This is a genomic window from Polaribacter filamentus, from assembly GCF_002943715.1.
Classification (GTDB): Bacteria; Bacteroidota; Bacteroidia; order Flavobacteriales; family Flavobacteriaceae; genus Polaribacter; species Polaribacter filamentus.
This window is the reverse complement of the sequence record NZ_MQUA01000013.1, coordinates 1,311,632-1,336,684: the sequence shown is the minus strand read 5'-3', so window position 1 is coordinate 1,336,684 and position 25,053 is coordinate 1,311,632. Positions and strand designations below refer to the sequence as shown.

At 30.0% G+C, this 25,053-nt stretch carries 24 protein-coding genes; 13 read left to right on the top strand and 11 right to left on the bottom strand.

Annotated elements, in window-relative coordinates:
• Positions 1–156 precede the first annotated feature (156 nt).
• Both ribH and BST83_RS08290 read right to left on the bottom strand, forming a co-directional pair.
• Positions 157–663 (bottom strand): 6,7-dimethyl-8-ribityllumazine synthase, encoded by a 507-nt coding sequence (ribH, locus tag BST83_RS08295; protein ID WP_104809380.1) that lies wholly within the window; start codon positions 661–663, stop codon positions 157–159.
• A gap of 90 nt (positions 664–753) precedes the next feature.
• A complete protein-coding gene (locus tag BST83_RS08290) occupies positions 754–1,521 on the bottom strand; it encodes a tetratricopeptide repeat protein (protein WP_104809379.1) in 768 nt (255 codons plus the stop codon).
• 114 nt (positions 1,522–1,635) lie between these two features.
• On the opposite strand from BST83_RS08290, the gene recF reads away from it, so the two are divergent.
• Positions 1,636–2,715 carry a DNA replication/repair protein RecF gene (gene recF, locus BST83_RS08285; protein WP_104809378.1) on the top strand — a complete coding sequence of 360 codons (1,080 nt, stop codon included), beginning with the start codon at positions 1,636–1,638 and terminating at the stop codon, positions 2,713–2,715.
• A gap of 83 nt (positions 2,716–2,798) precedes the next feature.
• Positions 2,799–3,095, top strand: a complete 297-nt coding sequence (locus BST83_RS08280; protein WP_104809377.1) for a DciA family protein — start codon at positions 2,799–2,801, stop codon at positions 3,093–3,095.
• Between the two features lie 185 nt (positions 3,096–3,280).
• Here the strand turns inward: BST83_RS08280 and BST83_RS08275 are convergent, their stop codons facing one another.
• The 3 genes from BST83_RS08275 to BST83_RS08265 form a co-directional block, all read right to left on the bottom strand.
• Entirely contained in the window at positions 3,281–4,000 is a 720-nt protein-coding gene (locus tag BST83_RS08275; RefSeq protein WP_146092133.1) for a DUF6090 family protein, read from the bottom strand.
• Positions 4,001–4,223: 223 nt separating this feature from the next.
• Positions 4,224–4,643, bottom strand: a complete 420-nt coding sequence (locus BST83_RS08270; protein ID WP_104809375.1) for a nucleoside-diphosphate kinase — start codon at positions 4,641–4,643, stop codon at positions 4,224–4,226.
• A 51-nt stretch (positions 4,644–4,694) separates the two neighbouring features.
• Entirely contained in the window at positions 4,695–5,738 is a 1,044-nt protein-coding gene (locus BST83_RS08265; protein ID WP_104809374.1) for an alkaline phosphatase D family protein, read from the bottom strand.
• Positions 5,739–5,817: 79 nt separating this feature from the next.
• Between BST83_RS08265 and BST83_RS08260 the strand changes: the two genes are divergently transcribed.
• Genes BST83_RS08260 through BST83_RS08240 form a run of 5 tightly spaced genes read left to right on the top strand, consistent with a single transcriptional unit; the run spans position 5,818 to position 9,821 of the window.
• Positions 5,818–6,846 (top strand): DHH family phosphoesterase, encoded by a 1,029-nt coding sequence (locus BST83_RS08260; RefSeq protein WP_104809373.1) that lies wholly within the window; start codon positions 5,818–5,820, stop codon positions 6,844–6,846.
• A gap of 15 nt (positions 6,847–6,861) precedes the next feature.
• Positions 6,862–7,365: a gliding motility-associated peptidyl-prolyl isomerase GldI gene (gldI, locus tag BST83_RS08255; RefSeq protein ID WP_104809372.1), complete on the top strand. Its 504-nt coding sequence runs from the start codon at positions 6,862–6,864 to the stop codon at positions 7,363–7,365.
• A gap of 7 nt (positions 7,366–7,372) precedes the next feature.
• Positions 7,373–8,101, top strand: a complete 729-nt coding sequence (locus BST83_RS08250; protein ID WP_104809371.1) for an FKBP-type peptidyl-prolyl cis-trans isomerase — start codon at positions 7,373–7,375, stop codon at positions 8,099–8,101.
• Complete coding sequence (locus BST83_RS08245; protein ID WP_104809370.1) at positions 8,102–9,259, top strand: peptidylprolyl isomerase; 1,158 nt, start codon at positions 8,102–8,104, stop codon at positions 9,257–9,259.
• Position 9,260: 1 nt separating this feature from the next.
• Positions 9,261–9,821: a phosphatase PAP2 family protein gene (locus BST83_RS08240; protein ID WP_104810826.1), complete on the top strand. Its 561-nt coding sequence runs from the start codon at positions 9,261–9,263 to the stop codon at positions 9,819–9,821.
• On the opposite strand, the gene BST83_RS08235 is transcribed toward BST83_RS08240, so the two are convergent.
• The gene (locus BST83_RS08235; protein WP_104809369.1) at positions 9,810–11,804 is read right to left on the bottom strand and encodes an LTA synthase family protein; all 1,995 of its coding nucleotides are present in this window, start codon (positions 11,802–11,804) and stop codon (positions 9,810–9,812) included. The two genes, BST83_RS08240 and BST83_RS08235, sit on opposite strands and share 12 nt — an antisense overlap.
• A 483-nt stretch (positions 11,805–12,287) precedes the next feature.
• On the opposite strand from BST83_RS08235, the gene pheT reads away from it, so the two are divergent.
• Complete coding sequence (gene pheT, locus BST83_RS08230; RefSeq protein ID WP_104810825.1) at positions 12,288–14,714, top strand: phenylalanine--tRNA ligase subunit beta; 2,427 nt, start codon at positions 12,288–12,290, stop codon at positions 14,712–14,714.
• A gap of 32 nt (positions 14,715–14,746) precedes the next feature.
• A complete protein-coding gene (locus BST83_RS08225) occupies positions 14,747–15,796 on the top strand; it encodes a quinone-dependent dihydroorotate dehydrogenase (RefSeq protein WP_104809368.1) in 1,050 nt (349 codons plus the stop codon).
• Between the two features lie 159 nt (positions 15,797–15,955).
• On the opposite strand, the gene BST83_RS08220 is transcribed toward BST83_RS08225, so the two are convergent.
• From BST83_RS08220 to BST83_RS08205, 4 genes are all read right to left on the bottom strand, one after another.
• A complete protein-coding gene (locus BST83_RS08220) occupies positions 15,956–17,152 on the bottom strand; it encodes an IS4 family transposase (RefSeq protein WP_104808119.1) in 1,197 nt (398 codons plus the stop codon).
• 170 nt (positions 17,153–17,322) lie between these two features.
• The gene (locus tag BST83_RS08215; protein ID WP_104809367.1) at positions 17,323–17,961 is read right to left on the bottom strand and encodes a carotenoid biosynthesis protein; all 639 of its coding nucleotides are present in this window, start codon (positions 17,959–17,961) and stop codon (positions 17,323–17,325) included.
• A complete protein-coding gene (gene crtD / locus BST83_RS08210) occupies positions 17,958–19,418 on the bottom strand; it encodes a 1-hydroxycarotenoid 3,4-desaturase CrtD (protein WP_104809366.1) in 1,461 nt (486 codons plus the stop codon). The genes BST83_RS08215 and crtD overlap by 4 nt, the downstream gene beginning before the upstream one ends.
• Entirely contained in the window at positions 19,418–19,876 is a 459-nt protein-coding gene (locus BST83_RS08205) for a sterol desaturase family protein (protein WP_104809365.1), read from the bottom strand. The genes crtD and BST83_RS08205 overlap by 1 nt, the downstream gene beginning before the upstream one ends.
• Positions 19,877–20,255: 379 nt before the next feature.
• On the opposite strand from BST83_RS08205, the gene BST83_RS08200 reads away from it, so the two are divergent.
• The 4 genes from BST83_RS08200 (at position 20,256) to BST83_RS08185 (ending at position 23,701) form a co-directional block, all read left to right on the top strand.
• Entirely contained in the window at positions 20,256–20,870 is a 615-nt protein-coding gene (locus BST83_RS08200) for a LysE family translocator (protein ID WP_104809364.1), read from the top strand.
• Positions 20,871–21,009: 139 nt separating this feature from the next.
• Positions 21,010–22,419 carry an MATE family efflux transporter gene (locus BST83_RS08195; RefSeq protein ID WP_104809363.1) on the top strand — a complete coding sequence of 470 codons (1,410 nt, stop codon included), beginning with the start codon at positions 21,010–21,012 and terminating at the stop codon, positions 22,417–22,419.
• A 106-nt stretch (positions 22,420–22,525) separates the two neighbouring features.
• Positions 22,526–22,750: a DUF8828 family protein gene (locus tag BST83_RS08190; RefSeq protein ID WP_104809362.1), complete on the top strand. Its 225-nt coding sequence runs from the start codon at positions 22,526–22,528 to the stop codon at positions 22,748–22,750.
• A gap of 102 nt (positions 22,751–22,852) precedes the next feature.
• Positions 22,853–23,701 (top strand): GLPGLI family protein, encoded by an 849-nt coding sequence (locus BST83_RS08185; RefSeq protein WP_104809361.1) that lies wholly within the window; start codon positions 22,853–22,855, stop codon positions 23,699–23,701.
• A 299-nt stretch (positions 23,702–24,000) separates the two neighbouring features.
• Here BST83_RS08185 and BST83_RS08180 read toward each other — a convergent pair whose 3' ends face one another.
• Positions 24,001–25,053 (bottom strand): M28 family metallopeptidase, encoded by a 1,053-nt coding sequence (locus BST83_RS08180; protein WP_104809360.1) that lies wholly within the window; start codon positions 25,051–25,053, stop codon positions 24,001–24,003.

Sequence of the window (25,053 nt, the reverse complement as noted above, 5' to 3'; positions counted from 1 at the left end):
AAAAGTATTCTTAAAAAAAAAGAGCACGAATTTTTTGAATTTTCACGAATTAAAAAATAAAAAGATTTTAATTAGAGAACTATTTTAAAATAAAATCGCACTAACTAAAATGATTAAAGTCTTTTTTTTGTGTCAATTGATGTCTATAAAATTGAATTAAAAACCGATACTTCCAGCTTTTCTATCTATGTTTTTTAGAGCAGCCATTTTAATCGCAGCAACAGCACATTCTGTACCTTTATTACCTAATTTACCTCCAGATCTGTCTAAGGATTGCTGTTTTGTATTATCTGTTAATACACAGAAAATTACAGGTACATCATGTTTCACATTTAAATCTACAATGCCTTGCGTAACGCCTTCACAAACAAAATCGAAATGTTTTGTTTCTCCTTGAATTACATTTCCAATTGCAATAATTGCATCTACTTTTTGAGATTGAATCATTTTTTTACAACCATAAACCAATTCAAAACTACCAGGAACATCCCAAGAAATAATGTTATCTTTTGTTGCGCCACAATCTAATAAAGTTTCAATTGCGCCTTTTTTAAGGTTTTGTGTAATTTCTGGATTCCATTCAGAAACAACAATCCCAAATCGAAAATTCTTCGCATTTGGGATTGTTGCTTTATCGTAAATTGATAAATTAGTTGTTGCCATTTTGTTCAGTATTCAGTGAGAAGTATTCAGTGAACAGTATTCAGTCGGCTATTTACTGCCAGCTGCAACCGTTTTGCTGCATACTATTTTTTATTCAGCGTATTTAGCAGCGTTTATAAATTTATCAATATCTATACCTTGATCAGATTTTGAATACTTTTCTTTTATTTGCGTAAATAATTGTGCTGCTTTGTCGTATTCTTTTAAAGACATTGCAGTATGACCTGCTTTGTATAAAAATAATGGAGTTGTAAACTCATTTGATTTTTTGTTAGCTGCTTTTTCATAATATTCTAAAGCATCTTTAGGTTGATTGATATCAGAAAAGGCATCACCAATTGCTCCTAAAGAAACAGGACCTAGCATTTCGTCATCAGAATTAAATTTACTTAAAAATTCAATTCCTTTCTCATATTGTTTCATTTGTAAATAAGAAACTCCAGCATAATAGTTTGCTAAATTTCCTGCATCCGTTCCGCTAAAAGATTCAGCAATATCCAAAAAGCCATATTTACCATCTGCACCTTCTAAACCTAAATTTAGTAAAGAATCTATTCCTGAACCTGCAACTGCAGCTTCATCAAAATGTTTTCTTGGAAACGCTAATTCGTTAGAAGCTTCTAATTGATTTGGTTCAACTATATATTTGTTATAACCTAAAAAAGCTAGGAAAATAATCACAACACCTATTAAAGAATAAAATAAAGGTTTGCTATTTTTTTCGATCCACTGCTCAGATCTTGTAGCTGTTTCCTCTAAAGTATTAAATACTTCAGCAGTTTCAAACTTCGCATCGTCTAACTGATTTTGCTCGTTTTTATCTTTTCCTTTAAATCCTTTTTTCTTGTACGTTGCCATATTTCCTTAAAAATTAGTGGCGACAAAAATAGTTTTTTTAATTGGATTTTAAAAGAGGTTATTTCGCTAAATTTTCAATAATTTGCAATCCATTTTCAAACTTGTTTTTTATTCATGTATTTACAGAAAATTTCTTTAGTCAATTTTAAGAATATCGAATCGCAAACTTTTGATTTTCAGCAGAAAATAAATTGCTTTGTGGGTGATAATGGTGTCGGTAAAACCAATGTTTTAGACGCTATTTATTACTTGTCTTTTGCAAAAAGTTACTTTAATTCGGTCGCAATTCAGAATATAAAACACAATGAGCCTTTTTTTATGATTGAGGGCGAGTACATTTTAAACGACAGAACAGAGAAAATTGTCTGTAGTTTAAAACGTGGACAAAAGAAAGTGCTGAAAAGAAATGGTAAAAATTACGAGAAGTTTTCTGAGCATATAGGGCAAATTCCTTTGGTAATAATTTCGCCAGCGGATAGGGATTTGGTAACAGAAGGAAGTGATACCAGAAGAAAATTTATTGATGGTGTAATTTCTCAACAAAATAAAACGTATTTACAAGATTTAATTTTTTATAATAAGGTCTTGAGTCAGCGAAATGCATTGTTAAAATATTTTGCGGCAAATAGAACTTTCGATGCTTTAAATTTAAGCGTTTACAATGAGCAATTGGCAATTTACGGAACTAAAATTTATGAGGTACGAAAAGACTTTTTAGAAAAATTTATTCCTATTTTTAATGAAAAATATCAAATAATTTCAGGGGATAAAGAAAGTGTAAATCTTATCTATAAAAGTCAGTTGCAAGATTTTTCGATGTTAGAGGCTTTAAAAAAATCATTAGAAAAAGATAAAATTTTACAATACACAACATCCGGAATTCATAAAGACGACTTAAATTTTGAAATTGAAGAGTATCCTATAAAAAAGTTTGGTTCTCAAGGGCAGCAGAAATCGTATTTAATTGCTTTAAAATTGGCGCAATTTGAGTTTATTAAGCAACAATCAAATATAATCCCTATTCTATTGTTTGATGATATTTTTGACAAATTGGATGAAAATAGAGTTTTACAAATTATAGAATTGGTAAATAATGATGAATTTGGTCAGATATTTATTACTGACACACATTCCGAAAGAACAGAAAATATTGTAAAACAGAGTAATAAACCGTATAAGATTTTCAAATTATAGTTTCAAAGTTTCAATTTGAAAAAAAAGTATTAATTATTTAATTAGCGAAAGGCAAATAGCCAAAAGCAAAAAGCTACATAAAAATGGCAAAAAGAGAAAACGATTCATTTTCAATTCAGGATTTAATGCAAAGTTTTATCAAGGAAAATAACTTGACCAAAGGAATGCATAAAATTAAAGTAGAAGAAACTTGGACTAAAATGATGGGCCCCGGAATTGCAACGCACACTACTTCTGTAAAATTACAAAATAAAACATTAATCATTCAATTAAATTCATCCGTTTTACGTGAGGAATTAAGTTATGGAAAAGATAAAATAATAAAAATGATGAATGAAGAGTTGGGTGATGAGTTTGTTACTAAATTGATGTTGGTTTAGATTTTTCGCTAATGTTTTTGTACAAGATTAATTGCGGTTTTTAAGCATTAAAGTTAGTAAATAAATACCGACCAAGAAAGTCCGCGAGGACTTTCGTAAGTTGGCTAGAACTAGCAATTAGTTTCACATGGTGTTGTACTTTAGTTATTTAACGCTAGCCTTAAAAAATAATATCCAAAATAAAATTACATTTTTTTAATTTCTTCAGATATAAGTTGCTTCAATTCTTCAGAGGTTTTGATAATATTTTTCAATTTCCTGACCATCAAGTTACTGTGTATTTTTAACAAAATAGTGTACTGTTGATAGTAAAGATAGTGTTGAGATTGAGGATCAAAAATCCAAGGATGATTAGCTATTGCTTTTTCCGGATTTTGTTGGTATAAATGACTAAAGTTAAAAAAACCTTCGTAGTATTTTTCTTGTCGGTTTGAAACTGATTTTCCCATTTCTAAATTATAAAAAGATTCTCGCTTGCAGAGTTGATAGTATTCTTGAATTGAACTCACTAAACTATCTGACCCTATAGCATACAAGCTTCCCGTGTTTTTAAGTTCTTCAAATATGTTGGTGTTCAGATTAAATGGAGCGGTAAAATACCAAGGCTCACTAGTTATGAAATCTAAATCTTCAATAGTTATCCCTTTGTTTAAAATTCTCAAAACACTATCCGCAGATATATAGCGATTTTTAAAACCACCACTTATAGAATCCATAAGTATAGATCGATCTATATTTTGGTCTAATTCTTTTGAGAGTTTAACCAAAAACTGGTGATTTCTGTTCTTTTGATTTCTTTTTGAGTTCCAATTGCTTATCGCCAATGCAATCAAAATTCCTATAACAACAAGCACAATTTCACCAACTGCATATTTAAAATATTTTCCAGTATTCTTCTTCTCCATAAGGTCGTATCGTTTTTTTCTAAATACTTTTATCATTGTTTATTCCTTGGTTATAATGAAATACAACGTAATGATATAAAATTGTTTCAATGTTTTATATCCGCAGTTAGCGAAGCTACACTTTTCTATGTTTAGAAGCAAGCTAAATTATTTCCACAAAAAAACTCACAACTTTCGGTATGAGTTTTTCCTAAATATATTGTAAACTAAGCATTAAAAATCCTTAAAATTGCTCTCTTCCAGAAAAGTGAAAGTTTCCTTCAATTTGAGCATTCTCATCAGAATCAGAGCCATGTACAGCATTTTCTCCCATAGAAGTTGCGTATAATTTTCTAATTGTTCCTTCTGCAGCATCCGCAGGATTTGTAGCACCAATTAAAGTTCTAAAATCGTCTACAGCATTCTCTTTTTCTAAGATTGCAGCAACTACTGGTCCACGTGTCATGAATTCAACTAATTCTCCAAAAAACGGACGCTCATTATGCACAGCATAAAAAGTTTCAGCATCAGCTTTGGTCATTTGAGTTTTCTTTAAAGCTACAATTCTAAATCCTGCAGCATTTATTTTTTCTAATATTGCGCCAGTATGTCCGTTTTCGACAGCATCTGGTTTAAGCATTGTAAATGTTCTATTTGTTGCCATTCTGTTTTTTTAATTTTTTGCAAAAGTAGGTCTTTTATTATAAATAGCAAGCTATGGATAAACTTGATTGATTTCTTGTAGTATTATGTTGTCTTTACCTCTCATTTGCATGCGAACAGATTTGGTGTTAAAATTAAACGCTAACAAACCAAAGCTAATTTCAGAAACTACATTTTGAACTCTATATTTATTTGGTTCTGAAACAAAAGTAGCATAAGCGTGTGTTAATCCGCTAGACGTAAAATCGATTAAAGGATACTCTAAATTGTTTACGGTTGTTTTTGAAAATTCGGAAATATGTCGATCTCCCGATAACATAAAAATACCTTTTGCCTTACTTTTAACGATAGTGTTTTTAAGTTTTTCGACATCATTAGGGAAATTGCCCCAAGTTTCGAATCCGTGTTCAGAAGATAAAACTTGAATACTACTTACAATAATATTAAAATCTGCTGTAGAACCGTTTAGCTCATTTTCAAGCCAATTCCATTGCACAGTTCCTAAAACAGAACTGTTAGGATCTGTATTTGGTATATATCTCTTTTTTGATTCATCGGATGCTTTTATGAGTGCGGTTCTAAAATAACGAGTATCTAAAACAATCACTTTAATGGTTCCTTTTGCTGTTTTGAATTCTTTAGCAGTATAAACCCCTTCTTGTTTTCTGCGCGGACTTTTTTCATCCACCTTAAAAAAATCTAAAAATAATTTTTGCGCTTCGTCTTTTTTGGAGCATTCAATACCACTATCATTAAAACCGTAATCATGATCATCCCAAGTAGCCATCACAGGTAAATTTTCTACAAGTTCTAAATAACCCTTTTGTTTTTTTAGTCCTTCATAGTCTTTTTGCATTTTAGACATATCATCTGTATCAGAATAAATATTATCTCCTCCCCAAATCCATAAATCTGGGTTATTTTTTTTAATTTCTTTCCATAAAACATTTGGTTTATATTGTTTATTACAAGAGCCAAACGCAATTGTAAAATCAATTTTATTATTAGAAACTTCAACCTCTTTTTTAGGGAGTGTTTTGCAAGAATAGCAACTGAGCAGTAAAAGAACGCATACTAGTAGTGTCGTATTTTTCATGAATTTTTATAAGAATTTATAACAAAGGTATCATAAAATTTATTTTGAACAATGTTAATAAATTGTATATTCGCAACCTATGATTTTAAAAAAAATTGAAGAGTTAAAAACCTTTCTTGAAAAACCAAGAAGCATTGTAATCGTAGGACATAGAAATCCTGATGGAGATGCAATGGGTTCGACGCTGGCATTAAAACATTATTTGACTAAAAAAGGTCACAATGCAACCGTAGTTGTTCCTAACGAATATCCAGAATTTTTACATTGGTTACCAGGTTCTGACGGTACATATAGATTTGATTGGCAAAACAGCCAATCTCAAAAAGCCATAAATAATTCTGATATTATTTTTCTATTAGACTTTAATGCATTGCACAGAGTTGGTTCTGATATGCAACATACTTTGGAAAAATATCCAAATGATTTTGCCATGATCGATCATCATCAGCAACCAGATGGCGTAAAATATATGTTTTCTGATGTTGAAATTTGCTCAACAAGTCAAATGGTGTATCAATTTATTGAAATGAATACGGACTTAGATTTAATTGATGCTGATATTGCAACTTGTATTTATACAGGAATTATGACCGATACTGGCTCTTTTAGATTTAGATCGACAACCAGTACAACGCACAGAATTATTGCAGATTTAATTGATAAGGGCGCTCAAAATGATAGAATTCATAACAATGTATATGATTCAAATTCATACAACAGATTGTTGTTATTAGGACAGGCTTTAAGTAATTTGCAAATTTTACCAACTTATAAAACAGCATACATCACTTTAACTGATGAAGAAAAAAAACGTTTTGATTTTCAAAAAGGAGATACGGAAGGCATCGTAAATTATGCATTGTCTTTAAAAGGAATTATTTTTGCAGCCATTTTTATTGAAGATCTAGAGCAGGGAATTATAAAAATATCTTTTAGATCAAAAGGAAATTTTTCGGTAAATCAATTTTCTAGAAATCATTTTGAAGGTGGAGGGCATGATAATGCTGCGGGAGGAAAATCTAATGTATCATTAGCAGAATCAGTTACTAAATTTACAGCATTAGTTGCAACTTATAAATCTGAATTAGAAACCTCTTATGAAGAATAATTATTTATTTTTTTGATGCTATGTTGTTTTTCTTGTTCTAAGAGTATTCCAAGAAAACCTATCAATCCGAAGCCATCCACAACATTATATAAAGAAACTATTAAAAAAGCTATCTCTTTAAATAAGATTGAAGACGATAAAATTCTTCAACTGATAAAAAATGATTCGGCAAAAGTATATGTTCAATCTTCCCAAGGATTTTGGTATACATACATCCATAAAATAGAAGAAAATGCACCAATTCCAGAGAAAGGAAATGAAGTAATTTTTGAATATGAGATCAGAAATTTGAATGATTCTATACTATATAGCAAAGAAGATTTGGGAATTAAAAGTTATGTAGTTGATAAAGAGGATTTTATTTCTGGATTACAAAAAGGAATAAAGTTGATGAAAATAGGAGAAACCATTACATTTGTACTTCCTTCTTACAGCGCTTTTGGCATAACTGGAGATGGAAATAAAATAGGAATTAATCAATCAATAATTAGTACAGTAACATTAACAAACATTAAATAATAGAAAAATGAGAATATTAAAAGGTTTAGTAATTATGGCAGCAGTAGCGTCTTTGACTTCTTGTAAAGGGCAAAAAGCAGATGTAAAATCTTTAGAGACAGAAATTGATTCTGCGAGTTATGCTTTAGGGATGGATATGGCTATCAAAGTAAAAGCAAATTTTGATGAAGCAAGTACAGATTTATTTGTACAAGGGTACAGAAACGGAATGGATTCTACGAATCTATTAATTGCAGAAAAAGATTTAAATGCATTTTTAAGAGATTTCTTTCAAAAACAACAGGTAGCTAAGCAAAAAGAAGCACAAGAAAAATCGGCTAAAGATGCGGAAGCAAAATTTGCTGAGGTTAAAAAAGCAGGTGAAGATTTTTTAGCTGTAAATAAAACAAAAGAAGGCGTAGTAACTACAGACAGTGGTTTGCAATATGTTATTTTAAAATCAGGAACTGGAGAGCAAGCAGTACCAACTTCAAAAATTAAGATTCACTATCATGGAACAACTATTGATGGTCAAGTTTTTGATAGTTCTGTAGACAGAAAAGAACCTATGGAGTCTAATGCAAATCAATTTATACCTGGTTTTAACGAAGGTTTAGCTTTAATGAATTCAGGTGCAAAATATAGATTCTTTATTCCACAAGATTTAGCTTATGGAGCTCAACAAAGAGGCGAATTAATTAAACCATTTTCAGCTTTAATTTTTGAACTAGAGTTATTAGAGATTATAAAAGAGTAAATGAAAAACGGTATTTACATTTTTTTTGCTTTTGTTTTAATAACGGGGTGTACCTCTAAAAAATATAAAAACTTAATGGATGGTTTGTATGCAGAAATACAAACCAACAAAGGGAATATTCTTTTAGAGCTATATGCAGACGACGCACCAATGACTGTTGCTAATTTTATTTCTTTAGCAGAAGGAACTAATACGAAAGTTTTAGATTCTTTTAAAGGAAAAAAGTATTACGATGGATTAACTTTTCATAGAGTTGTACCAAACTTTATTATTCAAGGAGGAGATCCAACAGCAACAGGAACAGGTACTGCTGGTTATATGTTCGGAGACGAACTTACAAAAGACAAAGATGGTAAATTACTGCATGCTCATGATGATGCCGGAGTTTTATCTATGGCAAATAGTGGCCCAGAACGCAATGGAAGTCAGTTTTTTATTACCCACAAAGCGATCCCTCATTTAGATGGCAAGCATACTGTTTTTGGTAAAGCAATACTCAATAATACACAACTAAATACCTTAAAAAAGCAAATAAAAGGTACTGTAAAGCTTAAAAATGCTATTGATTCTTTAAGATTGGTAGTTGTAAATAAAATACAACAATCAGACACCATACTTGCTGTAAAAATAATTAGAATAGGAGCTAAAGCAATATCTTTTGATGCTGCTTTAGTTTTTGATAAAGAGCTAATTAAATATACGGAAAGTAAAAAGGATCGAGCACAAAGAGAAATGGAAGCAGACATTGCTAAATATGCTAAATATTTAGAAGATAAAGCTACATTTTCATCAAAAATGGATCAATCAAAAGCGGTTAAAACAGATTCTGGTTTGGGCATTTTAATGCTAAAGAAGAATCCGAAAGGGGAAAAAGTCGTTAATCATAAAGCGATTAAAACTGATTTCACCTTGTATATTGCTGATGGTACAAAAATCCAATCTACAGAAGATAATGGAGAGCCATTTGTGTTTCAGTTAAATGATGCTTCAAAACCAATGATAACTGGTTTTAAAGAAGGAGTTGCCACTTTAAAGAAAGGAGAAAAAGCAAGGCTTTTTATCCCTTACTATATTGGTTTTGGTGAAGCAAAATATGGGCCTTTTCCAGCTAAATCTGACCTAGTTTTTGAAGTAGAAATCTTAGAAATTGGAAAATAATTTGTTTGACTCAATAATACAAAAAGATAAAGAATTACTTATTTTCCTAAATAATTTAGGAAGTGAACAATGGGATTCATTTTGGTTGATAATTACCAACCAATTTAATTGGACCCCTTTGTTCCTTTTTATTATCTATCTAATATTTAAGTCTTTTGGATGGAAAAAAGGAGGTTTTATAATCGTATCGCTAATTATATTAGTAGCTTTTTCAGACCAATTTGTAAATCTAATTAAGGATTCTATGGAAAGATTAAGACCTAATAATGATCCTGAAATTCAGCATTTATTAAGGCATTTAAAAAATCCACAGAGTTTTAGTTTTATTTCAGGTCATGCCACAACATCTACTTTTTTCTCCATATTTATAATATTTTTATTAAGAGAAAAATACAAATACATTTATTTAATTTTATTCTTTCCTTTACTATTTGCGTATAGCAGATTGTATTTAGGTGTGCATTTTCCATTAGATATTTCTTTGGGAATTTTAACCGGTATTTTACTCGCAAATGGATATTATTTCCTTTTTAAAAAGATAGTTAAAAAACTATTTGTCTAGCTTTTTATTATTGAAATATAAATACTTTGTAGCATTGTAATATGCAGATAAAAGACTGTCCATTTCTTCAGCTTTCTTAGGATATTCGTCTTTCAAATCAATCAAAACTTTACTATTTAAATTGTACAAACTTTTTGTTTTAGTAATGTTTGTTCTGGAATAATACATGCTATCTTGCAACAAACCAACCGCAGGTTCTCCATTAATTTTTAAATATATAAATGAAGATGTTTTCATGCTACTTAAGAGATTGTTACCTAAAGTATAATTTGTATAATCCATTTTTAGCAAACTTAATACTGTTGGAAACATATCAATTAATTTTCCATTTTTAGTAATTTCTCTAGGTTTTACAAATTGTGGTGCATGAATTATAAAAGGAACATGTTGCAATTGAATATTTAAATCATATTCGTTTGTGTATTGATCTGTTCTATTCATAGCCGTATTATGATCGCCAAAAAATACAAAAACAGTATTATCATAATATCCAGATTTTTTCGCTCTTTCTAAAAACTTGCCAATATTAAAATCTAAATAACGCAAAGCATTTAATTGAGCAACAGATTTAAATCCTGATTTTTCCAATAATATATTAGAAATAGAATCCTCAGAAAAAGGAGTGAAGCTTTCTTTTTTATCCGGAACTGTAAAAGGCATATGATTAGATGCAGTTTGAATATAAGCGACAAATGGCTGGTTTTGGGCATGTAATTTTTTAAGCTCTTTGTCAGATTCACTAAATAATTCATAATCATCAATTCCCCAAACATCAGCTCTGTTTTCAGTACTATAACTTCCTTCTTCAAAGATTCTTAATCCTTTGATATTCGATTGAAAAATACCTCGAATATTTGCCCAGTTCGCACTTCCGCCTAAGAAATATAATTTTTCATAGCCATCAAATTGATCAAATAAAATACGTTGATCAATAATCATTGGGTTTCTAGAAGCCGTATTTACATCATCAATATCTGGCAAACCCGTAACACTTGCAAAAACACTTGCAGCGGTTCCAGATTTGTGAACGTAAAAGTTGGAAAAACTCAAACTCTCCTTAATTAAGGAATCGATATTGGGTGAACTGTTTATGGCGTTTCCATAATAACTTAACGGTTTTACACCTACAGATTCTAACATTACAAAAACAACATTTGGTTTGCTGCTTAAAGAGTCTGTAAAAACCACTTTTCTTTCAAAGGAAATGGAGTCTTTTGGTAATTGTAATTTTTTAGCAATTACGGGGTAATATTTTTTAAACTCATCCATATTTACAGCTTCACTTCTAAAAGCAAAACTATCAAAAAAGTATAAAACAGGATTTAAAGCAAACTGATTTACCTTATTATTTTTAGAGAAAAAAGCTTCACTCCATCGCAAAGGATAATGATTAAAACTGTTGTAAACACTGAAAGCTAATAGTAAAAAAGTAGCAATAAAATAGATAGCTTTTATCTTTTTAGAAATATGCTTTTGATTATTTTTGAATTTAGAATAAATAAATTTTGACAATTTGTAAATCAGAAAACCAAGAATTAAGAAACCAATCAATCCTTTAAAAACAGGGTAACTTTCCAACAAAACTTGTGATGAAATTTTTAAATCTTCCAAAAATCGTAGAGAAGCAGCATCTAATCTTATGGATAAATAGTCATAATATCCGAAGTCAATTGCGTAAAATACGGTTAGAATAATGTAGGTTAAAACGAGATAAATGTTTGCAAATTTTCTGTAAAAGGAATTGGTAAAAAAGCGTTTATTGACGATTAAAACTAAAAGGGATAAAGGAAAAATTGCAATAGCTGCTAGTTTAATATCAAAACGAAAACCTAACCAAAAAGCATTTTGTACTTCGGATGAGGTTGCGGTTTCTAATTCAGCAAAAAAAGAATAAAACAACATCCTAAAAATTGTATTAAAAACAATTAATAAAATGAAATTGGTGAAAATATATTTTATGTAATTAGGTGTTCTTTGTAACATTGCTTTTAATTAAAATACAAAGGTATTTATTTTGAACTTGGTAAAATCAATAATTATTAATTATGATTTCTTTGTTTTTACTACTTTAAAATTCATTAATTATTTTTACAGCTTTAAAAGGTAGGTTATATCTAAACGTATTTTTAATCTTACAGCAGTTAATTTTATCCAAAGTAATCATTTTTATGAGCATTAAAAAGGTGTGTGAAAAGCTTTTTTTATTTCAAAAATAAACCACAATTATTTTTTGCTTTACATTTTTAATAGATTGCCATGAGTACTTATTTGTAATTATTTTGATGTTTCAATTTCATAATAAAGGGATACTAAAAATCTGATTATCAGAATAAAAAACCTCATTTATTAAATTTTCAATAATCTTGGTAAGCACAATAAATTATAAACATTTTTAAATGGGATTTTGTGTTAATTAAGTTGATAAAAAACTTTAAATTTGCAGCATTAAAATGTTTAAAAAAACAAATGAAAATATCATATAATTGGTTACGACAATTTTTGCAAATTAGCGAGGAAGCTACCAAAATAGGTGAATTATTAACCGATTTAGGTTTAGAAGTAGAAGGTATCCAAACGAAAGAATCTATAAAAGGAAGTTTAAAAGGCGTCATAGTTGGTAAAGTTTTAACTAGCATACAACACCCAAATGCCGACAGATTGAAAATAACTACCGTCGATTTAGGTGATGGGAAACCTTTACAAATTGTTTGTGGTGCTACAAATGTTGCTGCTGGTCAAAAAGTACCTGTTGCTACCATTGGCACAACTTTATATGATAATAAAGGCGAAGGTTTTATAATTAAAAAAGGTAAAATTAGAGGAGAAGAAAGTCATGGAATGATTTGTGCCGAGGACGAATTAGGTATTGGAACGAGTCATGACGGAATTCTAGTTTTAGATGAAAATATAAAAGAAGGAACCACTGCAGCAGCAGTTTTTAAAATAGAAACAGATTACGTTTTTGAAATTGGTTTAACTCCAAACCGATCTGATGCGATGAGTCATTTTGGCGTTGCTAGAGATTTAAGAGCAGGATTAATTCAAAAAGGAAATAAATTAGAATTGATTTCTCCTTCTGTCAGTAATTTTCATGTGGATGAAAGAACGTTGCGTTTTGATGTAGAAGTTGAAAACAAAGAATTAGCACCTCGTTATTGTGGAATTTCAATTACAGATATTACTGTAAAAGATTCTCCAAAATGGATTCAAAATAGATTAAAAGCCATCGGAATTACGCCAAAAAATAATATTGTAGATATTACAAATTATGTGCTGCATGAGTTAGGGCAACCGTTACACGCGTTTGACGCTCAGAAAGTTAAAGGGAATAAAATTATTGTTAAAACGTTAAAAGAAGGCACTAAGTTTACAACTTTAGATGGAGTAGAAAGAACGCTTTCTGCAGACGATATTATGATTTGTGACGCAGATTCCAATCCCCTTTGTTTGGGAGGTGTTTTCGGCGGATTAAAATCTGGAGTAACAGAAAACACGACTGCTATCTTTTTAGAAAGTGCCTATTTTAACGCAGTTTCTATCAGAAAAACTGCAAAAAGACACGCTCTAAATACGGATGCTTCTTTTCGATTTGAACGCGGAATTGATATAAATAGCACAGAATATGCTTTAAAAAGGGCTGCTTTGTTAATTGAACAATATGCAGGAGGTAAATTGGCTTCGGATGTTTCTGATTTTTATCCTGTTAAAATTGAAGATTTTCAAGTATTCTTTTCTTATGAAAATGCGTATCGTTTAATTGGGCAAGAGATTGATAAAGAAACTATTAAGAATATTTTAGCTTCTTTAGAAATTAAAATTAATAGTGAAACAGAAAGCGGGTTAGGGTTAACAATTCCTTCTTACAGAGTTGATGTTCAGCGTGAAGCAGATATTATTGAAGAAATTTTACGTGTTTTTGGGTATAATAATATTGAGTTTTCTCATAAATTAAATACTTCAATTTCTTTTGATTCTAATACTGATATTAAGATTGAGAATGTTATTGCAAATCAATTAAGCTCCTTAGGGTTTAATGAAACAATGGCAAATTCTTTAACAAAAGCAGCATATACAAACTTAACAGAAAACTTACAGGAAGAGGCAAATGTTGTGATGTTAAATCCTTTAAGTACTGATTTAGGTGTCATGCGTCAGTCTTTGTTATTCAGTGGTTTAGAGTCTGTTTCTTACAATATAAATAGAAAGAATAATTCTTTAAAACTTTATGAATTTGGCAAAACATATCATAAGTACAATGACAAGTACCAAGAAGACAAACATCTAACACTTTTTGTAACTGGAAGTAGAACAAAAGAATCTTGGAGGACAGTGGCTAACATTTCTGATTTCTTTTATTTAAAAGGGGTAGTGACATCAGTTTTAAGTAGATTAGGCATTGAAAATTTAAAAACTTCACCAACTAAAGAGGATATTTTTTCGGAGGGGATCACTTTAAGTTTAGGTAAAATTAAATTAGTAGATTTTGGAGTTGTAAATCGTTCTATATTGAAGGAATTCGGAATTAAACAAGAAGTTTTATTTGCGGATTTTAATTGGGCAAATGTTTTAAAAGTATCAAGTAATAAAAATAGTAAAGTTTCAGAATTATCAAAATTTCAATCTGTTAAAAGAGATTTAGCCTTGTTGATTGATCGTAAAACTGAATTTAAGGAAGTATACAATTTAGCTTTTCAATCAGAAAGAAATTTATTAAAAGAAGTAGATTTATTTGATGTATATGAAGGGGATAAATTACCTGAAGGTAAAAAATCGTATGCAGTTAGTTTTGTTTTACAAGATGAAACTAGAACATTAGAAGACAAACAAATAGATGGAATAATGCAAAAGTTACAGCAAACTTTCGAGAAAAATTTAGGAGCCGTTCTAAGATAATAGTATTTAAATGTAACAATTAAACCTCATAAGTGTATAAATTAATCATAAGGCCAATTTTATTTCTTTTTGATCCAGAAAAGGTTCATTATTTTACATTCTCTTTAATTAGAATTTTATGTAAAATTCCTTTGGTTTCAAATATTTTTAGAACTTTATATCAAGTCAATGATAAAAAATTAGAACGTACTTTATTTGGATTGACTTTTAAAAATCCGGTGGGTTTAGCTGCAGGATTTGATAAAAATGCGGTTTTGTATAATGAATTGGCAAATTTTGGCTTTGGTTTTATAGAAATTGGCACCGTAACGCCGAAAGGTCAAGTTGGGAATCCGAAGAAAAGATTATTTCGTTTAAAAGAAGATCAAGGAATTATTAATAGAATGGGGTTTAATAATGAAGGTTTAGAGGTTGTCATTCAACAATTAAAAAAGAATAAAGGCAACGTTATTATTGGTGGAAATATTGGTAAAAATACGGAAACATCGCCAGAAAATTATACTACAGATTATCTTGAATGCTTTAAAGGTTTGCATCCATACGTAGATTATTTTGTGTTAAATGTAAGTTGTCCAAATGTAGGAAGTCATGCAAAATTAAATGACAAAGCGTATTTATTAGAGTTGATTTTCGCTTGTCAGAAATTAAATATTGAACTTTCTTTATCTGATGCATCAAAGTTGAAGCCCATTCTTCTTAAAATTGCTCCAGATTTAAATCATCAACAACTAGATGAAATTATAGAATTAGTTGCAGAAACTAAAATTGACGGAGTAATAGCTTCAAATACATCTACGAATAGAGTTAATTTAAAAGCATCTAAAGAACGTTTAGAAGAAATTGGTAATGGAGGTTTGAGCGGACAGCCAATTAAAAATCAGAGTACAGAAGTGATCAAATATTTAGCAGATAAATCTAACAAATCTTTCCCTATAATTGGAGTAGGCGGTATTCATTCAGAAAAAGATGCATTGGAAAAAATAAAAGCTGGTGCTGATTTAGTGCAAATTTATACTGGTTTTATTTATGAAGGCCCAGGTTTGATTAAAAAGATTAATAAAGAGATTCTAGCTACTTCATAGTTTTTTATTTAAATATAGGTGAGATTATATAAAGTTTTTAAAACAACCTATTTTATATAATTTATCATTAGTGTCCGATAAAACTACAAATTTTAATTAAACCCATTTTTGAGCCCAGTAAACACGTTCTATATTTTTCTTTTTGAGTTAGCAAGGTGTCTATTTAAAAAGTTGCAGTTGTATATCTGGAGGTTTTGATGTGAGTTCCCACCATTGTTTGTTTGGGTTTTCGAGAAATTTAAACAGATCAATGTAGGTCATCAGATGAAATCTCATCACAGAAACCATATTTGAATATGCCCATTTTCGTTTGATTTTTCTTTGTATCACAAGCATGATGAGTTGAATGATTAATGCTGACCATATCTGAATCTCTATTGCATTTTGATTATCTCCAAGAAAATATTTAAGGGGAAAGTTCTGCTTGAGTCTTTTAAACATCGTTTCAATCTGCCATCTGTGTTTGTATATATCTGCTACTTGGTCTGGAGATATTTCTGCATTATTGGTGATAAACTCATATACCTTTTCTTTTGTAGCATCCCAATAAGCAACTCTTCTTATTTGAATAGATTTATCGTCTTTTTCTATCAATATAAGTTCATCTTTTAGTATTGCATCACTTGTTTTGTCTGCTAAATCAAATTCTTTAATGCTTTTATAGACAGCATTGTCTTTTTGGCGAGTTACAAAGTAAATATCATTTAAAGTCCACTCTAAATATTGGAGATAATCATTGTATGCTTTATCAAAAACGACAAAAGAATCTTTCTCTAAATTTAACTCTTTTAAAAAAGTGTGGTCGTGAGTAGCAGCACTGCTAAAACGTATCAGACAAGGTACATCTTCCAAAGCATTTATCATTGTGTGCATCTTTATACCTCCTTTTTTCTTACCTGTAATAGGATTACGACCAACTCCTTTTAAAATATCACTAAATAGGCTGATTGTGGTAGAATCTACAATTTTTAAATTCTTTACAGGAGATTTTAATGGACTGCTGTCCGATAAAAATGGAGCGTAGCGTTTGTATAATTTTGAATAAATTGCTCCAAAGACTTCACTGGTTCTTTTCTTGTTAGCATCTGACAATGTACTTCGCTTAGGGAAATGTTTTAGATTTAAATGGCTGATACGCCCTTCACAAGCTAATAAAACGGTCGACAACTCTCTAAGTGAGGAAACTCCACTCATTGTGGCATAAAGCATCGTGACTAAATGGTCGTAGGTTTTAAACTTTTTGTAGTAGCGGTCACTGTTATAGATTTTGGCTGTCCGAGTAATATCTGCTTGTGGTATATATTTTAAAATCTGTTTAATTATTGGTGTTCCGCTAAAGTGTGTACTTTTGTTCATATCTCAATTTTGTGGTAAAAATCAAGATATAAATAAAGCAGGAAATCCAACTATGGAAATCCTGCTTTTAAAATTATTTATCGGACACTAATGATAATTAATTTGAAGACACATTTATTTTGGTTGGTGGTAAAGTAAAAATTTACAGTAATTAAATTCAGTAAAATCCATTACAGAACCAAATTTAAAACTCCAAAAAAGATAAGCTGACTAACAATAATTACGAAGCTAACTTTTGCATTTATTTTAGGGCGAAAAAAGTAAATTAAGCCATGAATAAAAATGCTCGTAATAAACCACATCAGGTAATTTTGTAAGGGAATAATTTCGTTCTCCCAATTCCAAAAATCTAATTTTATGGCAACCGGTTCGACTAAGAAATCTAGGGAAGTCATTAATACTGGGGGTACTAAAATAAGCCACAATGCTTTTTTTGTGAAGTATTGAACAACTCCATATGTGCTGAGTGCTAAAAACAACCAATTAACACCAATCATAATGGGGGTTTCAAAAATTTTGATTCCAAAAAGATCTCCATAAGCATAACTTCCAAATAAAACACCTGTAGTAACTCCGATTGCTTCCACTGAAAATCCGATAAGAAAAATAAGGAAAGAAAGGATTAAAAATTTGTTGCTATAATCTTCGTTTACTTTATAAAAAACTACTAATGTAAGTAATAAGTTAAAGGGGGTAAGTGGCAAAAATAAATCTCGATATTGCACGAAAGAAATGCCGAGTAACCCGAAAAAATAGAACAAAAGCAAAAGCCCAATCCATCGATTTTCTAAGGAGATTATTTTTGTCATTTTATAAATTTAGCAATGATTTTTGCTGATGAAAGCGCCAGTGGAATTCCCCCACCAGGATGTACACTTCCCCCACAGAAATAAATATTTTTGTATTCAGAAGAGAAGTTTTTATGCCGTAAAAATGCCGAAAAACGAGTATTACTTGATGTACCGTATAAAGAACCTTTAAAAGAATTTGTTTTATTCTGTATAAGTTGAGGGGTTAATTGTTCTTCAAATTCGATAAGTTTTTCAACGTTTTCGCCTAATACTCTGGAGATTTTAGATAAGATATTTTTTCTTGCAACTGCAATCATGTGGTCCCAATCTTGACCATAAACAGAAGGAACATTAATCATAACAAACCAATTTTCTTTTCCTTCTGGAGCATCTTTTTTAATATGTTTGCTTGTAATATTGATGTAAATAGTTGGATCTTCGTAAATAGTTTTGGAATCAAAAAGATGGTTAAATTCAGTTTTATAATCCTCAGTAAACAAAATATTATGGACATCTAAATCAGGGAACTCTTTGCCAATTCCCCAGTAAAAAATAAGAGCAGAGCTTGATCGTTCTTGTTTATCAACTGTTTCTAGTTTTTTTGCTGACGGAATTAATTTATCATATACAGTATGGATATCTGCATTGCAAACAATAATATCTCCTTCGTAATTTCCTGACTTTGTGACTACACTTTTTGCTAATTTATTGTCTGTTTCAATAGCCGTTACTTCTTCATTAAAATAAAATTTTACTCCGATTTCTTTCGCCAGTTTTACCAAACTATTTGTAATCTCGTGCATGCCACCTTTTGGCAAATAAGCGCCTAATCCAAATTCTAAATGAGGAATAATATTTAAAATACCAGGAGCTTTATATGGATTAGAACCGTTGTAAGTAGCATATCTATTGAATAATCGAATTGTTTTAGAATCTTTAAATGCTTTTTCATTCACTTGATTCATTGAACTAAAAATATTCAGAAAAGGAAGTTTAAAAATAGAAGCAAGTGTGGAGAGAGAGAGAAACGATTCTATTTTGTGCAGTGATTTGTTTAAAAATTGTTGTTCAGTAGCCTTATAAATAAATTGACTTTTTTCTAGATGTTTTTTTACATTCTCAGCAGAATCACAAGTTTTTTTTTCAATTTCATCCGCAAAAATTTGTATATCTGAATTTGCGGAAATACGTGTTCCGTCTTCATAAAAGTAATTACACAATATATCTAGTTTATCAAAATTGAAATAATCAGAAGGATTCTTGCCAGAAATTTCAAAAAGCTCGGTAACTAAATTAGGCATGGTAAAAAGAGAAGGGCCTGCATCAAACCTAAACCCATTTCCTTTAAGTTGTGTAAGTTTTCCGCCGGGGTAGGCGTTTTTTTCAAGAACCTGCACAACATAACCTTTGTTTTGCAGTCGAATTGCAGATGCAATTCCAGCAATTCCAGAACCAATAATAATGACTTTTTTCATTAAGCTGTAGCCTTTTTAAGTTCTTGTTTGAGGTATTTCCAAGGCACTATTAACATTCCAAAACATTCTCCATCTTCTTTTCCAATATGTTTGTGGTGAATTTTATGCGCTCTTCGAATGGCTCTTAAATAAGTGTTGTCACTATTTCTGAACCATTTTAACCTTTGGTGAATAAATACTTCGTGCACTAAAAAATAAGCAATTCCGTATGCTAAAATTCCAAAACCAATATACATAATCGTCCATTCGGCAAAAATAGAACCTAACATAATACACAACCAAGACGGAATTGCATAAATCAAGAAGAAAGCATCATTTTTTTCAAAAAAACGGGTTCTTTTTGGCATGTGATGATCTGAATGTAAATTCCATAAAAAGCCATGCATCACAAGCTTATGTGTAAACCAAGTCATGAACTCCATTGCCCAACAAGTAGTAAAAAGGATTAAAAAACCCATTAATATTTTATTTTAAAAAATTGTCAACATTAAATATTCTTTTTTTGCACATTTATCTATTATGACCATTCAGAAAGCAGTCAATATGAAAAAATAATATTTGCAAACAAGAATTATTTAAGTAAATATTAGTTTATTCTCTCTCTAGAATTTCAATTTATTAAACTACTTTACAAAGGTAATATATTTAAGAGTTAAGAACTTATTTTTGTTTAGGTTTTTAGTACTTGTGTCAAACAAAATTGTTTTAGTATTTGTTTTTAAGTTTGATGATAAAACAGATCAATTACTAAAACTAAGATTATAAAACTTTGAAAAAACGAAAGGAACAATAGATTTTGTTTCAATAGGATGTACAAAAAAGTGTATTTTTACTGTAATGATAGAAACTCTTTTATCTTTTGCATTCGCAACTTCTATTTTAGCAATCTCTCCAGGGCCAGATAATATATTTGTTTTAACACAAAGTATTGTAAATGGTAAAAAGTTTGGTTTAGCAACTGTTTTTGGGCTAATTTCAGGATGTTTAGTTCATACAACTTTGTTGGCCTTTGGAGTTTCAGCAATCATAAAGGAATCAGAAAATTTATTCTTTGCCATTAAATTATTTGGTTCATTTTACTTAATTTATTTAGCTTTTAAAGTCTATAAATCCGATGCATCAATTATTTTATCAGAAGATAATGTGGTAAAAAGAACTACTTTACAGTTGTTTAAACAAGGATTTATTATGAATGTTTTAAATCCGAAAGTGTCTATCTTCTTTTTAGCATTTTTTCCAGGCTTTTTGTTTTCTGGTAGTATTTCTACGGTACTTCAGTTTTATGTTTTAGGATTGTTGTTTATGTTAGTTTCACTTATCATTTTTTCTGGAATTGCTATTTTAGCAGGAGTGATATCCGCAAAAATTAAAGAAAATAAAAATATTGGTTTGTATCTAAAATGGACTCAAATAATTATTTTTGTGTTGATAGCAGTTTTTATTCTCATATAATATTATTTTTAGTTTAAAATAATAGTCTTTACTTTTTTAAATATATTTAATTGTCAAAATTCGTTTATAAAATAGGTTGTTTAAGGTGTTTTTTAGCGATTCAAATTTGTATTTTTGCAAACCATAATTAAAAATAAAAGTGAATATTACTCAGTATACATCAGAATTTAAATACAATTGGAAACTTGCAGCGCCTGTAATGTTGGGAATGTTGGGCCATACTTTTGTTGTTTTTATTGATAATATTATGGTTGGGCAATTAGGAACTGCAGAATTGGCAGCAGTTTCTTTAGGAAACAGTTTTATGTTTATTGCAATGTCTATAGGAATAGGGTTTTCTACAGCAATAACCCCTTTAATTGCAGAAGCAGACGCATCCGATAATATTAAACAAGCAAGATCTACGTATAAGAATGGATTGTTTTTATGCACTGGTTTGGGCATTGTATTGTTTCTAGGAATTTATTTTTCGAAACCATTAATGTATTTAATGAAACAGCCAAAAGAGGTAGTAGAATTGGCAATTCCGTATTTAGATTTGGTAGCATTTTCGTTAATTCCTTTAGTTATTTTCCAAGCTATAAAGCAATTTAGTGATGGAATGTCTATGACAAAATACCCAATGTATGCAGCTTTACTTGCTAACGTTATAAACATATTTTTAAATTACGTTTTAATATTTGGTAAGTTAGGATTTCCCGAAATGGGTATTGTTGGTGCAGCTTATGGTACACTTGTTTCTAGAATCGTTATGGTTTTTTATCTGTGGTTTTTGTTGCGTTACAAAAAGCGTTCTGCACAAATTGTAAAAGATATAAAATTCTTTGTTTTGGATATTTTAATGATAAAAAAGATTGTGAATTTAGGTTCTTTAAGTGCGATGCAAATGTTTTTTGAAGTAGCTATTTTTACATCAGCAATTTGGTTAAGTGGTTTATTAGGCAAAAATCCGCAAGCAGCAAATCAGATTGCATTAAATTTATCTTCCATGACATTTATGGTCGCTATGGGTTTAAGTGTTGCTTCTATGATTAGAGTTGGTAATCAAAAGGGGTTGCAAAATTTTAATGAATTACGAAGAATTGCATTTTCAATATTTCTTTTAGGATTGATTTTAGCGACGTTTTTTGCGATACTATTTTTTATTTTCCATAAAAGCTTGCCAACTATTTATGTTGATTTAAATGATAAGGTTAATTATACCGATAATATGGAAGTAATTTCTATTGCATCAAAATTACTAATTGCGGCTGCATTTTTTCAAATTTCAGATAGTATTCAAGTTGTTGTTTTGGGCGCTTTACGGGGCTTACAAGATGTTAAAATACCTACAATTCTTACCTTTATTTCTTATTGGGTGGTAGGTTTTCCTGTTTCTTACTTTCTAGGTAAAGAAGAAATGTATGGTAGTTTTGGTATTTGGCTTGGCCTATTAGCAGGATTAACAACGGCATCAATTTTATTATTTATTAGATTTAATTCGTTAACTTTAAAGTTAATAGAAGATAAACCTGAACAAGGCTCAAATTTCATTAATTTGCACAAATAAAAGAACACCTTTTTCGAAAACAGAGTAGTATAAAAAAAGCCAGAGATTCTAGAATTATAAAAGGTTGAAATTCGGGAATTTATGGCAAGAATAAAAAATAAATAAAATGGATTTACCTAAATTTTTACTAGCTGATAACAGCAACTTTCCTGAAGATATTTTTGTCTTACACACAGAGTTTCCACGTTTTTTAATCAATTTAAAAGACGACGAAGTAGAATGGTTCGAAGATTTAACTGGAGAAAATGAAGAAGATATTGCCACTGAGCTAGCTGATTTAATGAACAAAGCTGGTGAGTTTTATGATGAAGAAATGAAGCAGTACAATTAAAGCTCCTGAAAGCTACGAATAAATAACTAGTAATTCTTTTTATAAAACAAGCGTTTTGTCTAATATTTACTTAAATTTGTTAAACTAGATAAAAACAAACTTATGAAAATTGTATATTTTACGTTGACTTTTTTATTCTTATCACTAATATTTCCGAAAAATAATCAACCTGAAAATAAGCTGAATTTAAGTAAAGATTTTCAAGGAAAAGCTACTTATATTTCTAAAACTAAAATGGATTTAGGTAATTGGGGCGCAAAACTAACGGAAGTTCAAAAAAAGCAAATTGAAGCAAGAATGAAGAATAGGTTAGAAAAAACCTACACACTTACTTTTAATAATCAAGAATCTTTTTTTAAAGAGGATGACAAAATAGATGCTATTTCTGGTGCTACGGATTCTTGGGGTAAATATTTTACTCCTGGTGATCAGTATAAAAATTTAGTAACAGATACTCAAATTCAGAGCCAAGAGTTCTATGGTAAAGATTTTTTAGTAAAAGATAAATTACAGCCAATAGAATGGAAGTTAGGAGACGATACAAAAATGATAGGAAATTACGTGTGTTTTAAAGCCACTGCTATGATACCTGCAGAACAACTAACTTGGTACTCTTTTTCTTGGGACAAGTTAAATAATAGAGAAAAAAAAGAGAAAGATGATTCATTAGAAGATGCAATACCATATACCGCAATCGAAGCTTGGTATTCTACACAAATACCAGTAAATCATGGACCACAAGAATTCTGGGGACTTCCGGGTTTAATTTTAGAGGTAAGTTATGATAAAACTACTTTTCTTTGTTCTGAATTAGTTTTGAATACTTCGGGTAAAGTAACAATTGAAGCTCCATCAAAAGGAAAAGAGGTTAATAAGATGGCATATCAAGAAATTATTTCTAGTAAAATGAAAGAATTTCGTGAGATGAACGCGGGAAGACGCGGCAGGTAATTTATAGTTTCTGTTTAAAAAAAAATTACTTTATGAAGTTAAAAAAATAAAATTACTAAACTTATAACACCTGTGATTTTTCTGATTTTAAAACTTAAAAGTTTTTGATTCTAATTTTTTATTTCCTTTAATGAATTGTCTAGCTATATTCAAAGTATACCTCCACAGGTTATGGCCTGATTCATCAGCTGTATGGAAAGTTCTTCTTTTTCCGTGAAGAAATCAAGAAGGAAAACTACTTTATTAAAATGAAAAAACCTCACAAATGCGAGGTTTTAATATATGGAATAAGTAAAAACTTATTCTTCAGCTTCTTCTTTTAAAACTGCTTTATCAGCTACAATTCTTGTTTCTCTGTTTGCAACTTCCCAAGCTGTATGAAAAACTAAACGTGTTCTGTTTTGTAACAATTCGTAATTAATTTTGTCTGGTGTATCTGTAGGTCTGTGATAATCTGCATGTGTACCGTTAAAATAGAAAATAATAGGGATATTATTTTTTGCAAAGTTGTAATGATCAGATCTATAATAAAAACGATTAGGATCCTTTTCATCATTATATTTATAATCTAAATTAATATTCATGTATTTTTTGTTAACAGCTTCTGAGATGTTGTGCAACTCTGTACTTAATTTATCAGAACCAATTAAATACACATAATTTGGGTCATCTTTATGTCTTTCGTCAATTCTTCCAACCATATCAATATTTAAATCGCAAACTGTGTTTACTAGAGGAAATAAAGGATTTTCAGTATAATATTTAGAACCTAATAATCCTTTTTCTTCACCTGTAACATGTAAAAATAAAATAGAACGTTTAGGTCCTTTACCAGCTTCTGCTGCCATTTTAAAGGCTTCAGCAATCTCTAAAAGAGCAACAGTTCCCGAACCATCATCATCTGCGCCATTATATATTTCACCATCTTTTATACCTTCATGATCTAAATGTGCAGAAATTACTACAATTTCATCAGGTTTTTCTGTTCCTTTAATAAAAGCAACGACATTCTCTGAATCTTTTAAAGTTCCACCACGTGCATTTTTATTTAACCATTCTGCGGGTACTTCTTGAAAATAATCATTACCTCCAATTGCAGAAGCAATACCTTGATTCATATAAAAGGTTTTTAAATATTCAACTGCTTTTTTTTGTCCAGGCTCACCTGTATTTCTGCCTTCAAATTCATCGGAAGCATAAATAAATAAGTGAGTACCTAAGTCTTTGGCAGTAATAGAAGCAGCATATTTTGCAGCTTGATCTGCGTTAGCATCGTTTTCTTTTGACGCATCTTTACTAGAACCGCAGGCCATAAAAGCCAATGCACTAGCAGCATAGAGTATTTTTTTCAT

Coding starts and splice junctions, on each gene's coding strand:
- BST83_RS08250 (WP_104809371.1), top strand. CDS start 7,373: ATGAGAATATTAAAAGGTTTAGTAATTATGGCAGCAGTAGCGTCTTTG.
- BST83_RS08275 (WP_146092133.1), bottom strand. CDS start 4,000: ATGGAGAAGAAGAATACTGGAAAATATTTTAAATATGCAGTTGGTGAA.
- BST83_RS08200 (WP_104809364.1), top strand. CDS start 20,256: ATGATAGAAACTCTTTTATCTTTTGCATTCGCAACTTCTATTTTAGCA.
- BST83_RS08220 (WP_104808119.1), bottom strand. CDS start 17,152: ATGAACAAAAGTACACACTTTAGCGGAACACCAATAATTAAACAGATT.
- BST83_RS08215 (WP_104809367.1), bottom strand. CDS start 17,961: ATGACAAAAATAATCTCCTTAGAAAATCGATGGATTGGGCTTTTGCTT.
- pheT (WP_104810825.1), top strand. CDS start 12,288: ATGAAAATATCATATAATTGGTTACGACAATTTTTGCAAATTAGCGAG.
- BST83_RS08235 (WP_104809369.1), bottom strand. CDS start 11,804: ATGTTACAAAGAACACCTAATTACATAAAATATATTTTCACCAATTTC.
- BST83_RS08265 (WP_104809374.1), bottom strand. CDS start 5,738: ATGAAAAATACGACACTACTAGTATGCGTTCTTTTACTGCTCAGTTGC.
- BST83_RS08245 (WP_104809370.1), top strand. CDS start 8,102: ATGAAAAACGGTATTTACATTTTTTTTGCTTTTGTTTTAATAACGGGG.
- BST83_RS08190 (WP_104809362.1), top strand. CDS start 22,526: ATGGATTTACCTAAATTTTTACTAGCTGATAACAGCAACTTTCCTGAA.
- BST83_RS08260 (WP_104809373.1), top strand. CDS start 5,818: ATGATTTTAAAAAAAATTGAAGAGTTAAAAACCTTTCTTGAAAAACCA.
- gldI (WP_104809372.1), top strand. CDS start 6,862: ATGCTATGTTGTTTTTCTTGTTCTAAGAGTATTCCAAGAAAACCTATC.
- BST83_RS08205 (WP_104809365.1), bottom strand. CDS start 19,876: ATGGGTTTTTTAATCCTTTTTACTACTTGTTGGGCAATGGAGTTCATG.
- BST83_RS08280 (WP_104809377.1), top strand. CDS start 2,799: ATGGCAAAAAGAGAAAACGATTCATTTTCAATTCAGGATTTAATGCAA.
- BST83_RS08270 (WP_104809375.1), bottom strand. CDS start 4,643: ATGGCAACAAATAGAACATTTACAATGCTTAAACCAGATGCTGTCGAA.
- recF (WP_104809378.1), top strand. CDS start 1,636: ATGTATTTACAGAAAATTTCTTTAGTCAATTTTAAGAATATCGAATCG.
- BST83_RS08180 (WP_104809360.1), bottom strand. CDS start 25,053: ATGAAAAAAATACTCTATGCTGCTAGTGCATTGGCTTTTATGGCCTGC.
- crtD (WP_104809366.1), bottom strand. CDS start 19,418: ATGAAAAAAGTCATTATTATTGGTTCTGGAATTGCTGGAATTGCATCT.
- BST83_RS08290 (WP_104809379.1), bottom strand. CDS start 1,521: ATGGCAACGTACAAGAAAAAAGGATTTAAAGGAAAAGATAAAAACGAG.
- BST83_RS08185 (WP_104809361.1), top strand. CDS start 22,853: ATGAAAATTGTATATTTTACGTTGACTTTTTTATTCTTATCACTAATA.
- ribH (WP_104809380.1), bottom strand. CDS start 663: ATGGCAACAACTAATTTATCAATTTACGATAAAGCAACAATCCCAAAT.